Origin of the sequence: Variovorax robiniae, assembly GCF_037889955.1 — a bacterium.
Classification (GTDB): domain Bacteria; phylum Pseudomonadota; class Gammaproteobacteria; order Burkholderiales; family Burkholderiaceae_C; genus Variovorax; species Variovorax robiniae.
In genome coordinates this window covers 217,994-238,916 of the sequence record NZ_JBBKZS010000003.1, presented here as the reverse complement: position 1 = coordinate 238,916, position 20,923 = coordinate 217,994, and the positions used below count along the sequence as shown (strand labels likewise).

The 20,923-nt window shown below is 58.8% G+C and carries 13 protein-coding genes; 5 read left to right on the top strand and 8 right to left on the bottom strand.

The annotated features are described in order from the left end of the window. Positions 1-99 precede the first annotated feature (99 nt). From WKW79_RS09240 to WKW79_RS09230, 3 genes are all read right to left on the bottom strand, one after another. Positions 100-1,101 carry a glycosyltransferase family 2 protein gene (locus tag WKW79_RS09240; RefSeq protein ID WP_340334843.1) on the bottom strand — a complete coding sequence of 334 codons (1,002 nt, stop codon included), beginning with the start codon at positions 1,099-1,101 and terminating at the stop codon, positions 100-102. A gap of 416 nt (positions 1,102-1,517) precedes the next feature. Then, positions 1,518-5,276, bottom strand: coding sequence for a glycosyltransferase (locus WKW79_RS09235; RefSeq protein WP_340334842.1), 3,759 nt, complete (start codon positions 5,274-5,276; stop codon positions 1,518-1,520). Between the two features lie 9 nt (positions 5,277-5,285). Continuing rightward, the gene (locus WKW79_RS09230; protein WP_340334841.1) at positions 5,286-6,779 is read right to left on the bottom strand and encodes a class I SAM-dependent methyltransferase; all 1,494 of its coding nucleotides are present in this window, start codon (positions 6,777-6,779) and stop codon (positions 5,286-5,288) included. An 834-nt stretch (positions 6,780-7,613) separates the two neighbouring features. Between WKW79_RS09230 and WKW79_RS09225 the strand changes: the two genes are divergently transcribed. Beyond that, positions 7,614-8,102: a methyltransferase domain-containing protein gene (locus tag WKW79_RS09225; RefSeq protein WP_340334840.1), complete on the top strand. Its 489-nt coding sequence runs from the start codon at positions 7,614-7,616 to the stop codon at positions 8,100-8,102. A gap of 808 nt (positions 8,103-8,910) precedes the next feature. Here the strand turns inward: WKW79_RS09225 and WKW79_RS09220 are convergent. Next, positions 8,911-9,792, bottom strand: coding sequence for a GDP-mannose 4,6-dehydratase (locus WKW79_RS09220; protein WP_340334839.1), 882 nt, complete (start codon positions 9,790-9,792; stop codon positions 8,911-8,913). Further along, positions 9,789-10,826 (bottom strand): GDP-mannose 4,6-dehydratase, encoded by a 1,038-nt coding sequence (gene gmd / locus WKW79_RS09215; RefSeq protein ID WP_340334838.1) that lies wholly within the window; start codon positions 10,824-10,826, stop codon positions 9,789-9,791. Before gmd ends, WKW79_RS09220 begins: the two co-directional genes overlap by 4 nt. Positions 10,827-11,074: 248 nt before the next feature. On the opposite strand from gmd, the gene WKW79_RS09210 reads away from it, so the two are divergent. The 4 genes from WKW79_RS09210 to WKW79_RS09195 are packed head-to-tail and all read left to right on the top strand — an operon-like array spanning position 11,075 to position 17,844. Beyond that, the gene (locus WKW79_RS09210) at positions 11,075-13,588 is read left to right on the top strand and encodes a glycosyltransferase (protein WP_340334837.1); all 2,514 of its coding nucleotides are present in this window, start codon (positions 11,075-11,077) and stop codon (positions 13,586-13,588) included. Between the two features lie 3 nt (positions 13,589-13,591). Next, entirely contained in the window at positions 13,592-14,695 is a 1,104-nt protein-coding gene (locus tag WKW79_RS09205) for a glycosyltransferase (RefSeq protein ID WP_340334836.1), read from the top strand. A gap of 49 nt (positions 14,696-14,744) precedes the next feature. Next, positions 14,745-15,701 carry a GDP-L-fucose synthase family protein gene (locus WKW79_RS09200; protein ID WP_340334835.1) on the top strand — a complete coding sequence of 319 codons (957 nt, stop codon included), beginning with the start codon at positions 14,745-14,747 and terminating at the stop codon, positions 15,699-15,701. Continuing rightward, a complete protein-coding gene (locus WKW79_RS09195; protein WP_340334834.1) occupies positions 15,694-17,844 on the top strand; it encodes a glycosyltransferase family 4 protein in 2,151 nt (716 codons plus the stop codon). Before WKW79_RS09200 ends, WKW79_RS09195 begins: the two co-directional genes overlap by 8 nt. Positions 17,845-17,848: 4 nt before the next feature. On the opposite strand, the gene WKW79_RS09190 is transcribed toward WKW79_RS09195, so the two are convergent. The 3 genes from WKW79_RS09190 to WKW79_RS09180 are packed head-to-tail and all read right to left on the bottom strand — an operon-like array spanning position 17,849 to position 20,844. After that, on the bottom strand, positions 17,849-18,619 hold the full coding sequence (locus WKW79_RS09190; protein WP_340334833.1) for an ABC transporter ATP-binding protein: 771 nt from the start codon (positions 18,617-18,619) through the stop codon (positions 17,849-17,851). A 6-nt stretch (positions 18,620-18,625) separates the two neighbouring features. Next, entirely contained in the window at positions 18,626-19,408 is a 783-nt protein-coding gene (locus WKW79_RS09185; protein WP_340334832.1) for an ABC transporter permease, read from the bottom strand. 17 nt (positions 19,409-19,425) lie between these two features. Then, positions 19,426-20,844, bottom strand: coding sequence for a mannose-1-phosphate guanylyltransferase/mannose-6-phosphate isomerase (locus WKW79_RS09180; RefSeq protein WP_340334831.1), 1,419 nt, complete (start codon positions 20,842-20,844; stop codon positions 19,426-19,428). Positions 20,845-20,923: the final 79 nt, after the last annotated feature.

Below are 20,923 nucleotides of genomic sequence, written 5' to 3'. Positions count from 1 at the left end.
TATCAGTGGATACAACAATTCGGTTCCGCAAAAACGATCCAATGGATTGGTCGGTTCGCTAATGAATCACGTTGAATCGTGCGCAAGAGGTTCAGCTTCTCAATTTCCCGGTTGACTGCGTACCGTGCGGGAGGCTTGAGGTGGCAATAGGCTGTTGTCGTTTTGAGATGTGCCAATTTCCATCTCGAAAATTTCGCGAACAATAAAAATTGGGCGTCTTTTCGTCTCGATATAGGCTCGCCCCAAATATTCCCCTAGTACGCCAATCCCCGTTAACTGTAAGCCGCCAATAAATGTAACCGCGACCACGATTGACGCGTATCCCGGCACGTCCACCCCATAAATGGCAGTTCGCAGGGAAATGAACGCCCCAAACGCAAAGGCGGCGAACGACACTATTAAGCCTACATAGGTCCAGATTCTCAGAGGCGACGTGCTAAAGCTGGTAATGCCTTCTATTGCAAAATTCCAAAGCTTCCATCCATTAAATTTGCTTGTGCCGTTAAATCGAGGGGCGCGAACGTAGTCGACGATAGTGGTCCGAAAACCAACCCATGCGAATAAGCCCTTCATGAACCGATGAGATTCGAAAAGGCGATTTAATGCGATCACAACCTTTCGGTCCATCAGTCGAAAATCGCCGACGTCTTCTGGTAATCGTGGTTGCGCAATTCTGTTGTGGAGTCTGTAAAACCAATTCGCGGTAGACCTTTTTGCCCAACTGTCTGAATTACGATTTATTCTACGTCCAAGAACGACTTCGTAACCCTCTTTCCATTTGCCCAGCATTTCGATGATAATTTCTGGAGGATCCTGCAAATCAACATCAATTGGGACGATAGCATCGCCCTTCGCTGCAGTAAGTCCGGCGGTCAGCGCTGCCTCTTTGCCAAAATTCCGACTTAGATCGATGATTCGAATTGAATGGTCCTTTTCTTGCTCTTGCAAGAGTGTCTGCAAAGTGGAGTCGGTGCTGCCATCGTTCACAAAAATTAGCTCATATTGGATCGGCAAGGATTTGACAGTCTTGCTGATTTCGGACAAGAATGGCAAAATTGCTTCAGCTTCATTAAAAACTGGAATAATGATTGAAAGCATCATGGTGCGTGCGACCTATTTTTTGCAGTTGCTGGGTTCTTGAAAGGAATAATCAGAGTTTTAGGTGCTTGTTTGGACAGGTGCCAGCTTCGCCAGTCCATCACTGGTGCCGGATTGATAGCGGAAGGTCCATAGCGTAGAAAAGAATGTCCATTTGCCAAAGACTGATTGCACTCGTGCACGGCTTGACGGGCAAATCGACTTCCTCACATTATTCCTTGCACTCGCGAGCGCTTCCGAAAAGGGAGAGGCAAATCGAATGCGTTCTCCACTGATAGCCTAGCTAGCCAATTGGCGTGCAAGCATTCATCCTGTCGCCACCAGGGGAGGCACGGGTCCGTCCTTGCTGACAGGAGCAGCATTCACCCAAATCGTATAGATCTTCGCCGGCGATTCATGTCCACCAGCAATCTCCAGAGTTAGCAGCCTTGCCCGAGATCGAGCGCATAAATTAGCGATCGCGCGCTCTGTCCCCATGTTAGCCAAGGCAGCTGATCGGACAATGGTGCCTTGCCATCAGCATGGAGTGCCAACCAATCCAGTATCGCATCCGCGAGCGCGTCACCATCCTCGCCTTGAAAGTAGTGCGCGTGGCTCCCAGCGACCTCCCTGAACACCGGTATGTCGCGCGCAACGATGGGTAATCTTTTTTGCGCCGCCTCGATTAGAGGTAGGCCAAAACCTTCGCCGTAGGAGGCGGCTATCAAGCAAGTTGACGCAGCATAGACTAGTTCAAGATACTCGTCGCTGATCCCGTCCAACCAAAGAAGGCGAGTCTCCAATTCAGGATGATTCCGCAATTGCTCGACAGTCTCGGGTATGTTTCGCCGCATTGCCTGCGGCAGGTCCTTCCAGCCTTCTCGCCCCACGATGATCAGATTGATATCAACCCCGTTATCCCAGAGTCGGCTAAAAGCCTTGATTACCTGAAGATACCCCTTGCGCGGCTCGATAGTTCCTACCATCAGGAAACTGGGCCGTGAGCCAATCTGAGCCAGAACCGTCCCCGCATTGCCAGGCAAACCGCTACTCGGTGCCGAACTCTCGACATCAGCACCAAGATGAGACCACATTACCCGGAATGGCCGTCTCTCCAAATTATGGTCGCCCTTTTCTCTCAACCAACAGTTGAGATCGTCAGCGACGGTTCGAGAAATGCAAATAGCACCGTCCCCTGCTGCGACGGACCGGAGCCAGTCTTCGTGACCTTTATCCGCTCCGGGGGGGAAGACCTGAGGCATGTAAACCGGAAGAAGGTCATACACCATGAAGTAAACCTTACAACCCTGCGCGCGGAACTCGGCATGCAAACCCGCCTGACTTGCCCGGATCATCGTGTCGCCGGATATGTCCAAGCCAACCAACATGTCCCCGCATTGAGGGGCCACGGTCTCATCCGTCAGAGCGTCTTGCGGACATCCAAGAAGACCGAGCGTATAGCGTCGCGCGTGACGATAGTGCCACCTACCGCCCGCTTGGCTGAGATACACGGGTTCGGTACGGTATCCTTTAAGAGGCGACCCAAGCAGAATCATTGTCAGCGCTCGGGCTACGCGCTCAATGCCTGTATTCAGGTCGTTGCTACAGGTCGCGGTAACGTCCAAATACAGGCTCTTGGCGGGTTGCTGGACGGGGAAGGATGCGGCGATAGCGCTTGCGAGCGCCTGAAGGTCGGCATCATCTGAAGCCCCCGACTGCCACTCGTTGGCAATCGCGTCAATTAAAGTGGGTACGTCAGCTTTGGATTCAGTAAAGAAACTCTCAATCGCGTCTGCATACTGCTGGGCACATTCAATGGGTGCGTGATTCTTCGAAATGACTTGACGCGCTCGATGCCCCAAATTATCGCGAAGCGCGACATCGCGCCAAAGTTTCTCCATGGCAGCAATCAGCTCATTGTCGTCGAAGGCATCTGGCAACATCCACACTGCCTCGCGATCTAGTTCCGCGAACGAGCCATTGGCATTTACAATTACAGGTAACGCATTGTTCATGCAATCAAGAACCGTGCCGGAAGTCTCGCCGCGTGAGTCGACTCGCAATTGAACCGCAAGATCTGCTGCTGCTAGGTACTGGTGAAACATTTTGGTCGAAGCAAAACCAGTTATATTTATACGGTGCGCGCACCCGCTACCACAAATTTTCTCCAATATTAGGGCGCCGTAGTTGCCCCCATCGTTTTCCCCAACGAAGACTAAGCGGCAACGTTCATCCGACGCAAGCGGGCTATTGATCCAAGCCTCCAACAGGCGGTGATTGAATTTGGTCGGCGCCATGAAACCGAAAGAGCACACCAGGAAGTCGCCCTGCCCGATTCCAAGTTCCCTACGCGCCTCAGCCTTGTCCATTTGAGTCTCAGATGCCCTCAAATGAGGAATAACCTTCCACGCAGCACAAACATTAGCTCCATACCAATCGCGCGCAAGTGTCCGTGAATATTCTGAATGGACAATTACTCCCTGCGCTCCTCGGACTACTGACCAATTCACTGGGTAGACGAGTGTGGCCCGATCGGCCGCGCGATAACGAAGACGAACAGCCTCATAGCCGTGTGACAAATAAAGCTGGCTCGTCCAAGCGTGGGCATCACCTTTAGTCAACTCACACCAATGCATTAGGCTGCTTAAATAAAAATCGTGCAGCACGATCACGCCTGGGATTTCTTCGAGTAGTCCAAGCATGTGCTGATGAAACGGAGAGTTGCCAACGTGATATAAGACACGATCGAGTTTGGACGCGTTGGCTCTAAGCCAGGCGACATCTCGCAAGCTGCCATACTGCTGAGCCCATGAAATGTTTGTGCTGTCTTGGGCGACGATGAGCTCGATCTCGTAATGCTTCGCCAAACTCGGCACTAATTCTGCACTGTAGTCTGCGATTCCTGTTCGCTCAGGGGGAAGCGGCGAGACATAGGCTAAGCGCTTTTTTTTCTTGGAAGGACTGATAAGAGGAGCCTGGTGCGCGCTCACGGTCGTCCAAGCCAAGAGTGCCTTTTGTGCTGTTTCGTCCCAACTAAACTTCTTGGCCTGTTGCAAGCCATGCTCACGTAACACATTTCGAAACATCCCGTCCTGCAATGCAGCCCCCATCTTCTGCGAAATGTCATTGATGTCAAAAGGATCGAAGAGAGCCTCTTGCAATCCAATGGCCTCCGGCACGCTTGAGGTACAAGCCCCTATGACAGGTGCCCCACACGCCATGGCCTCCACTGCCGGGAGCCCAAATCCTTCGTGCCATGAAGGAAAAACAAAGAGTTCGCAAAGATTGTAAAGACTAATGAGGTCGGTTTCATTCACGTAGCCGGCAAAGCGCAAGTTTTGGTCCTGCAGGCCTTGCGTCTCCGCAATCCTCTTGAATTTCTCAATTTCCTCGCCGTCAATTTTTCCGACGAGAAGAAGTTGGTATTCGTTGCGCAGTGACTCGGGCATTGTGCAAAAAGCCATTATCAATCGGTGCAAGTTTTTGCGTTTATCGCCTCCACCTGCATACAAGACGAACGGTTTCGTCAGCAGAAATCGCTGACGCAAAGACTTTTGCTCCGAGTTGCCTATATGAGTGGGTCGAAAAGCTGGATCGATGCCTACCGAAGTATTGAAGACGCGACGACTCTGCGCCGAAAGGTGCTCAATGGCTTCAAGGGTAGATGATTCAGATATAGTTAAATAAAGTGCGGCGCGCTTTGCATACTCCAGTTTTCGATGGTAGTATTCGGAATAGCTTGGGTTCGGTGCAAGGTATTGCTCTGGGTTCAATAGTGGAATCAAATCATAAAGAGTAATGCTGACTTTCGTAGATACATCTAAGCGCCCGATGCTTGTGACTGCATCATCTCCGTACCCTTCAAAGAGAGATGGAATATGGATTACGTCTGCTCGCAAACTCTTCAAAAATGATTCTCGCAAAAGTTCAGCCGCCCTCCGTCTCTTGTTATTATTTGGTATCGCCTCCGCAACAGGTCCTGGGGTATACCAAACACGAATATTGTCTTGAGGAAGCAAATCATTGAAAGCGGCGCGAATAGGCTCAATAGTGCTCGGAAATAGTCCGTTCAGCGCGAGAATGATTTCATGCTCTCTCGAATTCCTGATGATCGCTCGAGCAAACTCAATAGTATATCTGCCGATGCCTCGGTAGCGACTCTCCGTTTGGGCGCCTTGCATGTCAATGACAATTTTCATTTTTTCAATTCAGTCATTTGCTATCGATTTTTTCAATTTCGCGTAAATCCGAAGCGCATCCGGTGTTAATATCGGATTCGGCTCTTCGGGATTTGAGCCAGTAACTGGCGCCGGAGGGATCAGTCCATAGTGGATGGCAAAAATGTTAAGACGGTGATGTGCGCGAGGAACGTGTCTAATCAATTTCGCCAAGAGTCGGCGTAAATTTGGTCGATCGAATGCGAAATGCATTCCCTTAAGCAGAGTGTGGCGCACAACTGCTTTGCCGGTATGTGAAAGGGCTAACTTGAATTCCTGTAAAACTTCACTTAGCCACCGCAGCGGCGCAGTTATTCGCCACGAGTTGCTATTTAGCATTTCCCGGATGCGGGCTTCTGCCGCGGCTTTTTCCAATTGATGCTGTTGCAGTGCAGTGTCAAGTCGCGCATTGATGCGAGCTTCTGCCGCGGCAGCGATTATTTTATGTTCTCGCAATGTGATGTCGAATCGCGCATTGGTGCGGGCTTCCGCCGCCCGATGCTCTCGCAATGTGGCTTCGAAGCGCGCATCGGTGAGGGCTTCGACTTCGGCGTGCCGTTGTAGCGCCGTTTCGAATTGCGCAAGCTGCTTATCAATGAGGCCGTGGGCCGTGATGGCGCGCTGAACTAACGTCTCTGCGTGTTTTGCCTCGTTCAAAGCTTGATGTGCATGTGTAGCCGCTAGACTTGCAGTCTCTGCAAATTGCTCTACAAAAGAATGCGTCTGTTTGATCCGTCGATCCTGCTCTGCATCGTATCGGCTCGCCAAAGTGTGGAGCGTCAGGCCCTGATCGGCATTGAACAAGGCATCAAAGGCGGCCATCACAGCCTGCGCCGCGGCTTTTTGAGCAATCACGGCATAGTCGGCGCTAACTCCTTCTAGGACCTCAAAAAGGCTGGGCGATGGCGAAGAGGCGAGTCTCTCCGAATGCTGGAGCCGTAAAATCTTTACCGTGGCGAATCCTCGATATTCGGGCAAAAACGCAAGAAGGGCCGGAGGGATCGGCCTTCGGTGGGTTGGGTCGATGTAAAAAGTATGAGTGCCAACCTGAATGTTTTCGGGATTTGGCGTCTCCATGATGAGCAGTCCACCAGGACGCAAGACACGAAATGCCTCTTTGATCAACACTTGCAGCTGATCAAACGGAATATGTTCGACGACATGAAAAGCTGAGATAACTGCAAGGCATTCGTCGGGCAAGCCAGCAAGATAACTGACGGCTTCTTCGCATTTTGTCTTGAGTTGCCGCTCATCGCATGCCTTCAGCATGCTTTCGTCTATGTCGACACCGAGAGCATCTATGCCCTCCCCGCCTAGGAACTCCAGCCACTCCCCGCGGCCACATCCCAAATCAAGCGCCGCTGCCTGCTCGAGATACTGTCTGAGGACCTTGATGAAGGGGCGATAGATCGCCAGTCGCGAAAGGATCAACTCGCGTGATCCACGAAACTTGTCTTCGAAGGCTCGATAAAAATTCTTGTCCATTACAGAAAAATTGTGCCCGGTCCTCGCGGCAGTGCCATTCACAATGACTGGCGATCAAATCGCAAGCTTAGTAGATGAGGCTACCATGATCGTTGGAAAAAAGAGTTTGTTTCTTGGCGTGAACAGAATTCGAAGATCTACTAGGTCAAAGCAGCGAGCTCGCGCTGACTTGACATAAGGCCAGGGCAGCGAGTTGAGGTACATCGTTGGATGAAGATAGATACGTGCACTGCTGGCGTTGGTAGCGAGGTTTGCAAGCGCACCACCTCGTACCTGATCGAGTGCCACAGTAGGCCGATGAATGCGCTATCCCTCCGGTACCCTGCCGCCCTTTCCAAGCCAAGCGCCATGGCATAAGCAAACCGGTGAAGGCGCTATGGGCGAACCGTCTCTCGCAGGCAATTTGATAATCTTGAGCGCGTCGAACCGAACGCAGGCTTCTTAAACTGCCTCTCGGCAGCACTTGGTGCCCAAATGGCCGGGTGGCGCCATCCGGGCGCCCGGCTGCCGCACGTATCGAACCTGGCAGGTGGCGCGGCGCGCAAGATCGCATGTGATCGAGCGCCTTGTTGCTGGCTTTGAGCTTCACTTGGGTGTAACCTACAACGATTTTATGGAGAGGTCAATGTCCCCAATTGAAGAGCGGCAGTATGCTTACGACAACCATCTTGCGTATATTCACAAAGCACGGATCAATTTGGTAACCAATTTTCTACCGGCCGGAGAGCTAGTGCTCGATTTGGGGGGGCAAATTGCCCTCTCTTTAGGATGGGCTATCCTCATCGGTTCAGTAAGCTGTTCCTAATTGATTTGCCGCCGGATCGTCGGTGTGATATGTACAAGGAAATAAAAATTGATTTAGAGGATGTTTCTGGTGATGTTGTTCTGCATTTTAACGACATGACGGAATTGGATTCTTTCGATGACAATAGTGTGGGCTTTGTTTGGTCGGGACAGTCAATTGAGCACGTCTCGAAGGAGGCAGGCGAAAAAATGTGCCGTTCGGTGCATCGAGTTCTTAAGGAAGGAGGGGCCTTTTGCTTGGATACTCCTAACAGACTCCTCACCCAAATTCATACGCGCGACGTGGGAGGCGGCTTTATTCATCCTGAGCATTTTATCGAATATACGCCTATGCAGTTGGATTCTTTGCTAAGAAAATCGGGCTTTTTTATTGCGCATCGACTGGGGGTCCGCGAAATGCTAAAAACGGCTCAATCAGGGATCTTCTTTTATGAAGATTTTGTGGCAGGGGCGGAAATATCCGAGAATATTGAGGCTTCGTACATACAGTATTTTCACTGTCTTAAGATGTCGCACTGATATTTTGGGTGAGCTCAGAGTCCGTGAATTTATTGCTCGAGATATAGCATGACGCCCAAGAGATGGCGTTTTCGAACGACCTTTACGCGCGGTAGTTGAGATGCAGCCCGCTAACTCCAGTGTCGAGGTCGATGTCCGTTGTAACAACACTTCTGGATAGAGGCTATAAACCGTATGACATATGGGTTGGACATTCGACTAGAGGGGCGAGGTTCGTAACCATTTGCTACAGCGAGCGCCTTGCAGAGCTGGCATCGAGCGTTCGGTCTGCCGCAAGGGCGACAACTACGACAACGCTTCCAATGTGATCACTGGCTTGCACAAGGCCGAGTCGATTCGTCGCTGCATTCCTTGGAAGACCGTCAAGGCCGCGGATCCAATTACTGTGGAGCATGGTGCCCAGGTTCAATCACCACCGGCTGCTTTGTCGATCTATCTTGCAACGAAGCCGTGTCGGTTCAACTCTCGATACAGCCCGTACCCGGTCTGCATAGATCACTCTGAGATGGCGTACCGGACGGTACTTGCACAGCGCATTGAACACCCCCTACACGCCAAGACCGAAGGTAGGCGCGAGATGGCTCGGCTCCCGCCCAGCTTCACACACAGCAATCGAAATACTTTCCTTGTGGGCAGCCAAATCCATGGCTCGTCTCTGTACGGTTTGCGATTGGGGAAGTCCGCCGCATGTGGTCAGGACTCTCTCAGAATGCGCAACCCACGATTCCGGAGACGGTGCTTCATTCGCCCATAGATCGACCATCATGTCTAGCCCGACGAGGTAGGCCGCTTAAGTCTTCGGGTCAGATCAGGTGACCGGGTCGCGCGGAACAGCTACCGTTAGCATGCGCCTCAGCGTTTCTTCCAGCGGCGGAACGCCAAGGTGAACGCCGACTTTCTCGAGCAGCGCGACCAGCTTCGACGGATCGCCGCAGAGCCGATGGACTTCATTCGGCCGCACGAATTCGGGATTGACTGAAACGTTGATCGTGTGGCCCGTCAGACGCTCGAACAGGTCGACCACATGCTGCAGGTTGTACGGTCGGCCCGAGCAGACGTTGTAGGTTTGCCCCGGCTCGCCATGCGCCAGCAGCGACAGGTATGCGTCACACACCGTGCGCACGTCGTTGAATTCACGCTCGACATGCAGGTTGCCGAGAGCGATGGTCGGCGCCTGGTGTGCGAAATGCTTCGCCAGCTTCGGGATCAGGAAGTTCACGTCCTGGCCGGGCCCGGTGTAGTTGAACGGACGGGCGATCACCAGCCGCAAGCGGTCCATGTAGGTGCGCGCCATGTATTCCATGGCCAGCTTGCTCATCCCGTAATGATTCACCGGCGCAGGCGCCTGCGTCTCCGCGATTGGCGACTGCTTGCAATTGCCGTAGACGTTCGCGCTGCTGGCCAGCAGGATCATGCTGGGCGGCACCGGCAGTCGGGCCAGCGCATCTAGGAGGTTGGTGGTGCCCACGACGTTGACTGCATAGAACGCGTCATCGTTGGCATGCGCCACGAAGGCGATGCCGGCCAGATGCACCACGGCGTCCGGATGAATTTCTCCAACCTCACGCCTCAATCCCTCCGCGTCCTTGAGGTTGCTGCGAAGGGGTACCAACTCGTGACCGGCTTCGCGCGCACGCGTGTCGAATGTGCGTCCGGTGAACCCGTCGGCGCCGGTGACGAGGATTCTCAAAACGAGAAACCTTGCGCGTTGCGCCGCAAGTCCGCCTCGACCATCATCTGACAGAGCTGCTCCAGCGTGGTCTTCGGCTCCCAGCCAAGCTTGGCCTTGGCGCGCGCCGGGTCACCGATCAGCAACTCCACTTCGGCCGGACGGTAATACTTCGAGTTGATGCGCATGACGGTCTTGCCGGTGGCCGTGTCGACGGCCGACTCGGCTTCGCCAGAGCCCTTGAAGTCGATGGCGATGCCCGCGCCCTTGAACGCCATCCGAACGAAGTCGCGCACGGTCTCCGTCCGGTTGGTGGCGAGGACAAACGTGTCGGGTTCCGCCGCCTGCAGCATCAACCACATGCCCTCGACATATTCCTTGGCAAATCCCCAGTCGCGCTTGGCGTCGAGGTTGCCCAGTTCCAGCACGTCGAGCTTGCCCAGCTTGATCTTGGCCACGCTGTCGGTGATCTTGCGCGTGACGAACTCGCGTCCGCGCAATGGGCTTTCGTGGTTGAACAGGATGCCGCTGCTGCCGAAGATACCGTAGCTCTCGCGGTAGTTGACGGTGATCCAGTGCGCGTAGAGCTTGGCCACGCCGTACGGGCTGCGCGGATAGAAAGGTGTGTCCTCGACCTGCGGAATCGCCTGCACCTTGCCGAACATCTCCGAGGTGCTGGCCTGGTAGAACTTGATCTTCGGATTGATCAGGCGAATGGCCTCCAGCAGGTGCAACGCGCCGATGGCGGTGATTTGTGCGGTGGTCGTCGGCTGGTCGAAGCTGACGCCGACGAAGCTCTGGGCCGCAAGGTTGTAGACCTCGTCGGGCTCGGCGGTCTTGATGAGGCCGAGCGAACTGCCCAGGTCGGTCAGGTCGTATTCGACCAGGTGCAGGTCCGGGTTGTCCTGGATGCCGAGTTCCTCGATTCGCCAGAAGTTCACCGAGCTCGTCCGGCGATACGTCCCGTACACCACATAGCCCTTGCCCAGCAGCAGTTGGGCCAGGTAGGCGCCATCCTGGCCGGTGATCCCAGTCACTACCGCGCGTTTCTTCATCGTTGTCCTTTGTAAACTGTAGGGGCGAAGCCATAGGCCAATTGGCCGATGAAGCACGCTCCAAATCAAACGATTTTGCCGCAAAGAATCCTTTGCGCCGCCTCAGCCCCGGCCTGAAACGCCGCATCGTGCCGCCTTCCGGCGACTGTGTTCACTATCTTCCGTAAACTCTCAAGACACAATTGTCGGGGCCGGCTGGATTTTGTTTCCAGATCCTCGACATGCTGGCGAGGCGCCGGCAGTGATGGATGTGGCGCGTCGCGGATGAAGCCGGAACTCTCGGCATTGCAGGCCAAGGCAAGTGCAGGGATCTTGCCACCCGGCGGAGATGGCTCGCCGGGTCAACGAACAATTTTGGATTGATTGAAACGATGAGTGAATCGAAGCCTCGCCTGGCCCTTGACATGTACGTGCTGGCCCAAGGCGTGAGGACAGGGATTTATCGAGTTTGCGATGAGGTGTTCCCGCTGTTGACGGCTTCCGGGCGCTTTGACACGCGGCTCTTCTATCGCGATGGGGATGAAGAACGAGCTGCGGACTATGTCGATGCCAGCCGCCTGGACGGCCCGTGCCACCAGGCGCCCGACCACCGGCCCTCCGACGATGCGGACATCCTGCTCTCGCCGTTCGGGGTTGCACCCACTGCCTGGTTGGCCGATCACCGCGTTCTGCAGGCGCACATCATCTACGACCTGATAGGCGTCAATCGGCCGGAGTATTTTTCAGAGGTGGCGGCGGCGGAGGTGCGTGCCATCATCGACAGCCTGGACGAGCACACCGTCATCTTCGCAATTTCCGAGTGCACAAAGAGAGACCTGCTGGCGGCTCGGCCGGACCTCAGTCCTCGGCAAGTCACAGCGATCCCGCTCGCCGCAGGCGCCGCCTTCCGACCCTGCGACGACGAAGCGAAGAAGGTGGCCGTGCGCGCTCGCTATGGCATCCCCGCAGGCGTGCCCTACCTTCTGAGCCTGGCCACGCTCGAGATCCGTAAGAACCTCGAACATGTCGTCGATGCCTTCGTGCGTCACCTGGAGGCCGATGAAGCGAGCGAACTGCATCTGGTGCTCTCGGGTATGTCGGGCTGGAAACTGGAGCGAGTGAACGAGGCGCTCGCCGCCGCCGGGAAGTGGAGGCACCGCATCGTGCTGACCGGCTTTGTCGACGACGAGGACCTCTCCGCACTCTACAGCGACGCGATGTGCTTTGCCTACCTCTCGCGCTACGAAGGCTTCGGTCTCCCTCCGCTGGAAGCCATGGCCTGCGGCACGCCTGTGATCTGTTCCGACAACTCTTCGCTGCCGGAAGTGGTTGGCGATGCCGGCCTGATGTTCGATGCGGACGACGTGGCCGGCGTAGCGGACGCGATCGGGCAGATCGCGAGGTCTGATGCCTATCGCCGCGAACTGGCGCAGGCTGGCCTGCAACGTGCCCGACTGTTCAGTTGGGCGCGTTGCGCTGACATCATTTCGGACACCTTGATCCAGGCTCACGAGAGACACGTGGAGCGTCCCTCCAACCGACGCCGGCACGTGCTGGCGCCCGGGGCGTTGGCCACCCGCTATGCCCGGCCCGACGGCATCGTGCAGGCGAACATCGTCGACTATCGCAACGGCAGCCACGGCCCGCATTTCCGGCGCTTCGACGCCCTGCCGGCCACGGCGGCAAAGGGGACCTGGCCCCTCTGGATAGACGCATTGCCGCCTTCGAAAGCGACAGCGCGCACCGAGGGCGGGCTGCGTACGCGGGGCCTCGTCAAGTCCGGCACGGAGGACGCGCCGCTGGTGTCCTACATCACCGTCGTGCGCAACAACTCGCGCACCTTGGCGCGGACCATCGAGAGCGTGCAGGCCCAGACCTATGCCAACGTGGAGCACATCGTGCTGGATGGCGCCTCCACGGACGACACGATGGATGTGGTGCTCCGCTACGCCGACAAGCTCGACTACTACGCCTCCGAACCCGACAAGGGCCTCTACGACGCCGTCAACAAGGCCATCCCGCTGGCACGCGGACAACTGATCTGTGTCCTCAATTCCGACGACTGGCTGGAGCCGGATGCGGCCGAGATCGTCGTCCGACGCATGGGCGACGGCGCGAGCGCGGCCATGCTCTTCACGGGCGCTTTGGTCCAGGTCGACGACGAAGTACGCGACTGGGCGCCAGCCTTTGTCCACCCCGGCTCGTATTTCACGTGCGCGAACGATTGCCACAATGGCATCTATGCGACGCGGGGCGCGTACGAAAAGTCCGGCCCCTATGACACGTCGTACAAGATCGCGGCCGACTTCAAGTGGATCATGACTTGCATGGAGGCCGCTGTGACCTTCATCTACACGCGCGAGGCGACCGTCAACTACTCGTTGGGCGGCACGTCGAGCGATGCGCGCGGGCATAGCATGGAATGCATGCGGGTGGTCGCGGAGCGCTTTCCATTGCTCTCGCCAACTGACGTCGCCGGGCTCTATCACTGCTTTTACCTGTTTGCCGGCGTACCGGATCTTCGATGCTTTCCGACCAACCGCACCGAGTTCCTTCGTGATCTGTTCGCAAGGCATGTGTCGGACGCGGATTTCATGCAGGCGCTCGGATGGGTCTCGATGGATACCCTTCAGCATCCAGCTGACATGTCGCCTGCCGCCACAGCGCCAAGGAACGCCCCCGGCGCCCGCCAACTCATGAAGATCGCGCTCAAGGACGTCCTGCGCCGGAATCCCACGGCGTTCGCGCTGGCCAAGCGACTCCACGCCACGGTGAGAAGGTAGGACATGGCTCGCATCGCGTACGTCGATCATTCATTTCATCGCACCACCCAATCGAACGCATTCCTGCCGGAGGTGTTGGCCCGGCATGGCCACCAGGTCGACCGCTTCTGGGATGACGCGTGGAAAGACGGCCAGGGCGTGGCGTGGTCGGAGGTGGCGTCGTATGACATCGTCATCATGTTCCAATCGTATTGCCAGCCGCCGGATGCGTATTTCAAGCGGGTGCACCCGAATGTCATCTACATCCCGATGCTGGATCAGTTCGGTCTCTGCCAAGGTCCGCTGTTCAACCTGTCGGGCTTCTGGGAGCCGTTCCAGGGCTGCAAGGTGCTGAACTTCTCGAATGCGGTCCATTGCATGACGACCGGGTTCGGCATCGCAAGCCACCTTGTTCGCTACTACCAGCCAATCAAGGCGGTGCCCGCGCCGCCGCAGCAAGGACTGCATGGCTTCTTTTGGTTGCGCCGCGAGGCGGAACTGCCCTGGAAGACCATCCGGGCGCTCATCGCCGACACGACCTTCGACAGTCTCCACATCCACCTCGCGACCGATCCGGGCACGCCGCCGCCGAGCTTGCCGTCGGCCGAGGATGTCGCCCGGCACCACGTCACCACATCGACCTGGTTCGAGAACAAGGCCGACCTGAATGCCGTGATGGCGCGCGCCAACGTCTACTTCGCGCCGCGGCTGGAGGAGGGCATCGGCCAGTCCTTCCTGGAGGCCATGGGGCGAGGCCAATGCGTTGTCGCGCCGGACTTCGGCACGATGAACGAGTACATCGTGCCAGGCGTCAACGGGCTGCTCTACGACCCGCGCAACCCACGGCCTCTGGATTTCAAGGACGCGGTTGCCTTAGGAGCGCAGGGCCTGCGGGGCGTCGTCGAGGGCCGTGCGCGCTGGGAGGATGCGGAGGCTGAACTCGTGCGCTTCGTCCTGACGCCGAGCGATGTGTTCTATGAAGGCCGATACCAGCATCCTCCGCTGGCGCCGACCGGCGATGAGCAAGGTGGCCTACGCGCAATGGCCCAGCGATTTGCGATCTTTCGTGCGACCCGCTTCATTTGGCATCCTGTGCTGAGGCTGGTCCGCAGCCTGCGCGGCCACTGAGTCGCGCAGGCTGCTTCCACCGCAACACTTTCAAGAATCAAGGGACCTCATGCAGAAAACCAAGGTATATGTCGCGGGCCACAACGGGTTGGTGGGCTCGGCCACACTGCTGGCATTGAAAGCGGATCCGCGCTACGAGATCTTGACCCGCAGCCACGCGGAACTGGACCTGGAGGACCGTGCCGCCACGCGCGCCTTCTTCCTGGAGCACCGGCCGGATCACGTCGTCATGTGCGCGGCCAAGGTCGGCGGCATCATGGCCAACTCCAACTTCCCGGTCGACTTCCTGCACAACAACCTGCGCATCCAGCTCAACGTGTTCGACGCAGCCCACGAGGCGGGGATCGATCGCATGATCTTCCTCGGCTCGTCTTGCATCTACCCGCGCGATTGCCCGCAGCCGATCAAGGAGGAGTACCTGTTGACCGGCCCGCTGGAGGCGACCAACCGTCCCTACGCGCTGGCCAAGATCGCAGGGGTGGAGTCGTGCTGGGCCTTCAATCGCCAGTACGGCACGAACTACCTGGCGGTGATGCCCACCAACATGTACGGCCCCGGCGACAACTACCACCCGGAGAACTCGCACGTGCTGCCTGCGCTGATCCGGCGCTTCCACGAGGCCAAGGTCAGGAACGACCCATCGGTCGTGGTGTGGGGCTCGGGCAAGCCGAAGCGGGAGTTCATGTACTCGCAGGACCTCGGCGACGCGGTGCGCTTCCTGCTGGAAATGCCGGACGAGCGCTTCGGGGAACTCACGCGGCCCGAGGTCACGCCGCTCGTCAACATCGGCGTCGGCACTGACGTGACGATCCGCGAGGTCGCGGAATTGGTCAAGGCCACCGTCGGTTATCAGGGCGAACTGAAGCTCGATGCCACCAAGCCCGACGGCACGCCGCGCAAGCTGCTGGACGTGAGCCGCCTTGCCGCCATGGGATGGAAGGCGCAAACCCCCTTCGACACCGGCCTGCGCCATGCCTACGAGGATTTCGTCGCACGCCATGGTTGACAACGTCTTCGCACGCTACGCACGACGGGCCGCCAAGGGCGCCTGGTGGCTCGCAACGCCCTGGCGGATGCCGCAGCGCATGGCCTTCCTGCGCGACCGGGCGGCCATGCAGACGCAGGCGGACGAATTGGCATTCCTTGCCGAGCAGGAGCGCTTGCGCATTGAACTGCGCGCAAGCGGCGCCAAGGTCGTGGCGCCCCCTCTGCTCGACCTCTTCAACGACAGCGCCCTGTCGCAAGTGGCCGGGGTGCCAGCGGAACGCGTGGTATGCCCGCCGTGCACGCCCGCGGAGATCACCGACGCACCAAGCGCCGCGCGCTTCTGCATCGACCTCTGGCGTCGCCGCGCCGATCTCCGGAAGCGATATCCCGACGGACCAGCCGGCGGTGCGCAGGGCGACTGGGGCGATTGGGTCTTGCACGCGGGCGCGGTTGAATTGGGGCTCGATGCATCGGCACTCGATCATGTGGCCGGTGTGCTCGCGGGCGACTTTTCCGCTGCGGCGCGACAGGCCTACCTGGGCAGTTCGGCGCTTCGGTCCGTGCTGCCGCACGGTTTGACGCCGGTCGGGATGCCCGCGTTGTTCCGCTGGTTCATGCGGACCGGACTTCGACAGACGGGCCTTCGACTGGAGCAGCTCTGGTGGCTTCTGCTCGAGGCCGCGCAGGATCCCGCGCGCGAGTTGCGCCTGGCACATGCATTCGCGCCCGCATGGCAGGCACGACACCCTGACGGCTCCACGATGTTCGGCAGGGAAGCGCTGGCTGGATGGTTCGCCGTGGAATACGGTGCGACCGGCAGCTGGCTCGACGGGCGCCGGTGGCCGGAGCCCGACATTGCACCCGCCGAGCAGATCCGCACGAGCTACCAGGTGCGCGATGCCTGGCGTGCAGCCAACCCCCGGGCACTGGACGACGAGCACGCGGCGCAGGGCCTGCTGGCGTGGTTGGCCTCGCCGAAGGCGGGCCTGCCCAAGCATGTCCGTGCATGGTGCGCGGCACTCGACGCGCCGGCCGTGGCCGCGGCGCTCGCGCAGCCCGGCGTCAACGTGATCGGCCACTTCTGCTATCCGTCCGGGTTGCGCGTGTCGGTCGAGTCGATGGTGCATGCGATGGAGAGCGTCGGGATCTCTGCGTCGCTGCGCGACGTGCGCGCGGACGCGAAGGACGACCCGCACCATGTCGATTTCCGCGGCATGGAGTCGCACGACATCACGATCATCCACACGCAGCCGGAGCCCTTCTTCGACGATGCCTATGCGCGCGCCGACCTGTTCGAGCGTGCGCCGCGTACCTACCGCATCGGCTACTGGTATTGGGAGTTCGACTCGGTTCCCGAGGCATGGAGCGTGCAGGTCCAGCAGGTCGACGAGATCTGGGCCGCCACCGAGTTCGTCGCGCACGGACTGCGCGAGCGCTTTTCACTGCCTGTTCACACGCTGTTCCCGGGCGTGAAGCTGGCGCCCTTCGAGCGGCGTGAGCGTGCCCACTTCGGGCTGGACCCAACGCGCTACACCTTCCTCTTCACGTTCCACATGATGAGCGTGATGGAGCGCAAGAATCCGCTGGGCCTGATCCGCGCATTCAAGGCCGCCTTCCGCCCCGATGAAGCGGTGTGCCTGGTGCTGAAGACCTCGTTCGGCGACCGCCATCCCGTGCAACTCCAGGAACTGCACGACGCCGCGGCCGGCGCCAACATCCAGGTGATCAACGCGGTCTACAGCCCCGACGAGGTGCTCTCGCTCATGGAGGCCTGCGACGCCTATGTGTCACTGCATCGCAGCGAAGGCCTGGGTCTGACCATGGCCGAAGCCATGCTCATGGGCAAGCCTGTCATCGCCACCGGCTTCTCCGGCAACGTGGACTTCATGGACGAGAGCAACAGCCTGCTGGTCCGCCATGAACTGGTGAAGCTCGGCCGCGACATCCCGCCATATCACGCTGACCTCGAATGGGCCGAGCCGTCGACCGAGCACGCGGCCGAATTGATGCGTCGCGTGTTCGACGACCAGGAAGCAGCGCGGGCGCTCGGGGCGCGCGCCAAGGCCAGTGCGGAAGCCAACTTGTCGCTGGAGGCCGCCGGCAAGCGCATCGGGCAGCGGATCGAAGAGATTCGCGCGCTCAGGAGTGCGCAGCGCCAGTGAAGGATCAGACCGTCGTCGTCGATGCGGGCCGGGCCCGGGCCCGGGCATCTTCCAGCGCCTCGACCTGCGCCTCCGTCGGCTCGACCATCCGCCCGTGCTCCAGATAGATCACCCGGTTGCATTCCTTCGCGATCAGGTCCAGCGAGTGCGAGGCCAGCACCAGGATACCCGACTTGGCGACGACGCTCTTCATGCGCGTCTCGGCCTTCTCGGTGAACTCCGCATCGCCGACCGACAGCCACTCATCCATCAGCAGGATGTCGGCCTCGATACTGGTCGAGATCGCGAACGCCAGGCGCATCAACATACCCGTGGAATAGGTGCGCACCGGCATGTTGACGTAGTCGCCGAGCCCGCTGAATTCGCAGATGCCTGGCGTCAAATCGTCGACCTGGCGCTTGCTCATGCCCATGACCAGGCCGCGCAGCATGATGTTCTCGACGCCGGTCGCGTCGGCCTCGATGCCCAGCGCCGGATCGATCAGACTGGCCACGGTGCCGGTCCGCGAAAACTCCCCCGATGAGGGCTCGTACACACCCGCCAGCGTGCGCAGCAGTGTCGATTTGCCGGCGCCGTTGTGGCCGATCAGGCCGAGGCGGTCGCCGCTCTTCAACTCAAGGTTGATGTTGCCCAGCGCCTGCACCACGCGCACGCCCGTGTCCTGGCCGAAGCGGCCACCCGTGACCGATGAGGCCAGCGTTTTCTTCAGAGAGGCCGAGCCGGCGCCATAAATCGGGAAGTTGACCGAGGCGTCTAGGAGGGAAATGGAGGCCATGGTTCCTTACAGCCAGTAGACCACGCGGCGGCGGTATTTCGAGAAAAGCATGGCGCAGGCGATCACGCTCGCGGTCGTCCAGCCGAGGATGCCCCACCAGTTGTGCGCATCCGCCACGTTGCCCATTAGCGGTGCGCGCACGAGTTCCAGCATTTGCGCAAACGGGTTGTAGAGCACGTACTTGGCGCGTCCCGGCAGGCTCTCAGGCAGCCAGAACACGGGCGTGAGGAACATCAGCATCTGCATCACGCTCGTGATGATCTGCGTGACGTCGCGGAAGCGCGTGCAGACGAGCCCAAGCGCCAGCCCCAGCGCATGTGCGTTGATCAGCAGGATCAGGAACGCCGGGATGAACAGCAGCGCCGACCACGACAGCGAGACGCCAGCCCAGATCGCGACCGGGATGTAGAGAACGATCTGGTGGCCGAAAACAATCAGGTTGCGCGACATGCCGCGCCAGACGAAAAGACTGATCGGGAAGTAGCCCTGCTTGAGGTAGTTGGACGACCCGATGAAGGTGTTGCAGGCATCCGTCACCATGCTGGAGAAGAAGCCCCAGAAGATGATCCCCAGCGCGAGGTGGGGAAAGAATTTGCTCAGCTCGGTGCCGAACAGCGAGCTGTACAGCGGCCCCATGCCACCGATCATCGCGCCCATGCTCAGCGTCAGCCACAAGGGCCCGAGCATGGAGCGGCGGTAGCGCAGCACGATGTCAAACCATGCCAACGTCCACCAGATGTCGGTGCGGCGCGTGCCCTCCCACCAATCAGCCCACGCGCTGCGATGCAAATTCGAATGTGCCTGACTCATACCCGTCCGTAAGTGTCGGCGAGGCGCACGATGTCGTCCTCGCCGAGATAGCTCCCGCATTGAACTTCGACGAGCACCAGCTCCTCGTCGCCCACGTTGGTCAGCCGATGTGTTTCGCCGAGGGGGATGTAGCGATATTCCCCTGGCATTGTTTTGTGTTCTACGTCTCCGATCTGGACGATGGCCGTCCCCGTGACCACCACCCAGTGCTCGGCGCGCTGATGGTGATATTGTAGGGAGAGCGATGCGCCCGGCCGCACGGTGATCCGTTTTACCTTGTAGCCGTCTTCTTCCTTGAGCGAGGCATAGGTGCCCCACGGCCGATGCACCACTGCGGGCAGGGTGACGGTCTCGTGGTGACGCGCCTTGAGCGTATCCACCACCTTCTTCACCTGCTGGGCGTGGTCCTTGTGCGCGACCAGCAGCGCGTCGGGCGTGTCGACGATCACCAGGTCCGACACGCCTACGGTGGCGACCACCTTGGGGCCATGGCTCTGCACCTGCACATGCGTGCCCGTGGTGTCGATGGCGACCACGTCGGCCGGCATCGTGTTGCCGCTCGCATCGGGCGTCAGCGCCTTGGCCACCGACGGCCAGGAACCCACGTCGCTCCAGCCGAACTTGGCCGGCACCACGTGGACGTTGTCGGCGCGCTCCATCACGGCGTAGTCGATGCTGATGTCCGGCTGCAGGCCGAAGGTGTGCATGTCGAACTGCATCATGTCTTCGCTGGTCTTGGCCGACGCCAGCGCGTTGCGAGCGGCCCTGAGGACCTGCGGTGCATGCCGCTCGAAGGATTCGAGGATTGCATCCGCCGTGAAGCAGAACATGCCGCTGTTCCAGTAGTAGCGCCCGGTGGCAAGGTACTCCTGCGCCGTAGCGAGGTCGGGCTTCTCGACGAAGCGCTTGACCCGCTGGCTCTCGCGCGACACGTGCTCGACTTCCACATAGCCGAAGCCGGTGTCGGGGCTGGTCGGGCTGATGCCGAAAAGCACCAGGTTGCCGGCTTCCGCGAGTCGGAAAGCCTCGCTGGCGCTGGCCACGAACGCCTCCACGTCGGGCACCAGGTGGTCGGCCGACAGCACCAGCATCACGGTGTCGCCGCCGAACTGCGCCGTGCATTGCAGCGCTGCCAGTGCGATGGCGGGCGCGGTGTTGCGGCCCTTGGGTTCCAGTAGCAGGGTGGTTTCCGGCGGATCGGAGATCTGCCGCAGCACGTCGCGCGTGAGGAACAGGTGGTCCTTGTTGGTGACGATCATCAGCTTGCCGGTGCCGCAAGCCTGGCCGCGCTCGATCGCCTGCTGCAACAGCGTGGCGCCCCCCAACTTCATGAATGGCTTCGGATAGGCCTGGCGAGAAAGTGGCCAGAGTCTCGAACCCGCTCCCCCCGAAAGCACCACTGAAAGCAACCGCATTCTTGTCCTTAAGTATTCATAGTTAACAATTTTACCGTCCCCCTTTTTGGGAGCCGGCGACTGTGATCCCCGATTTGAC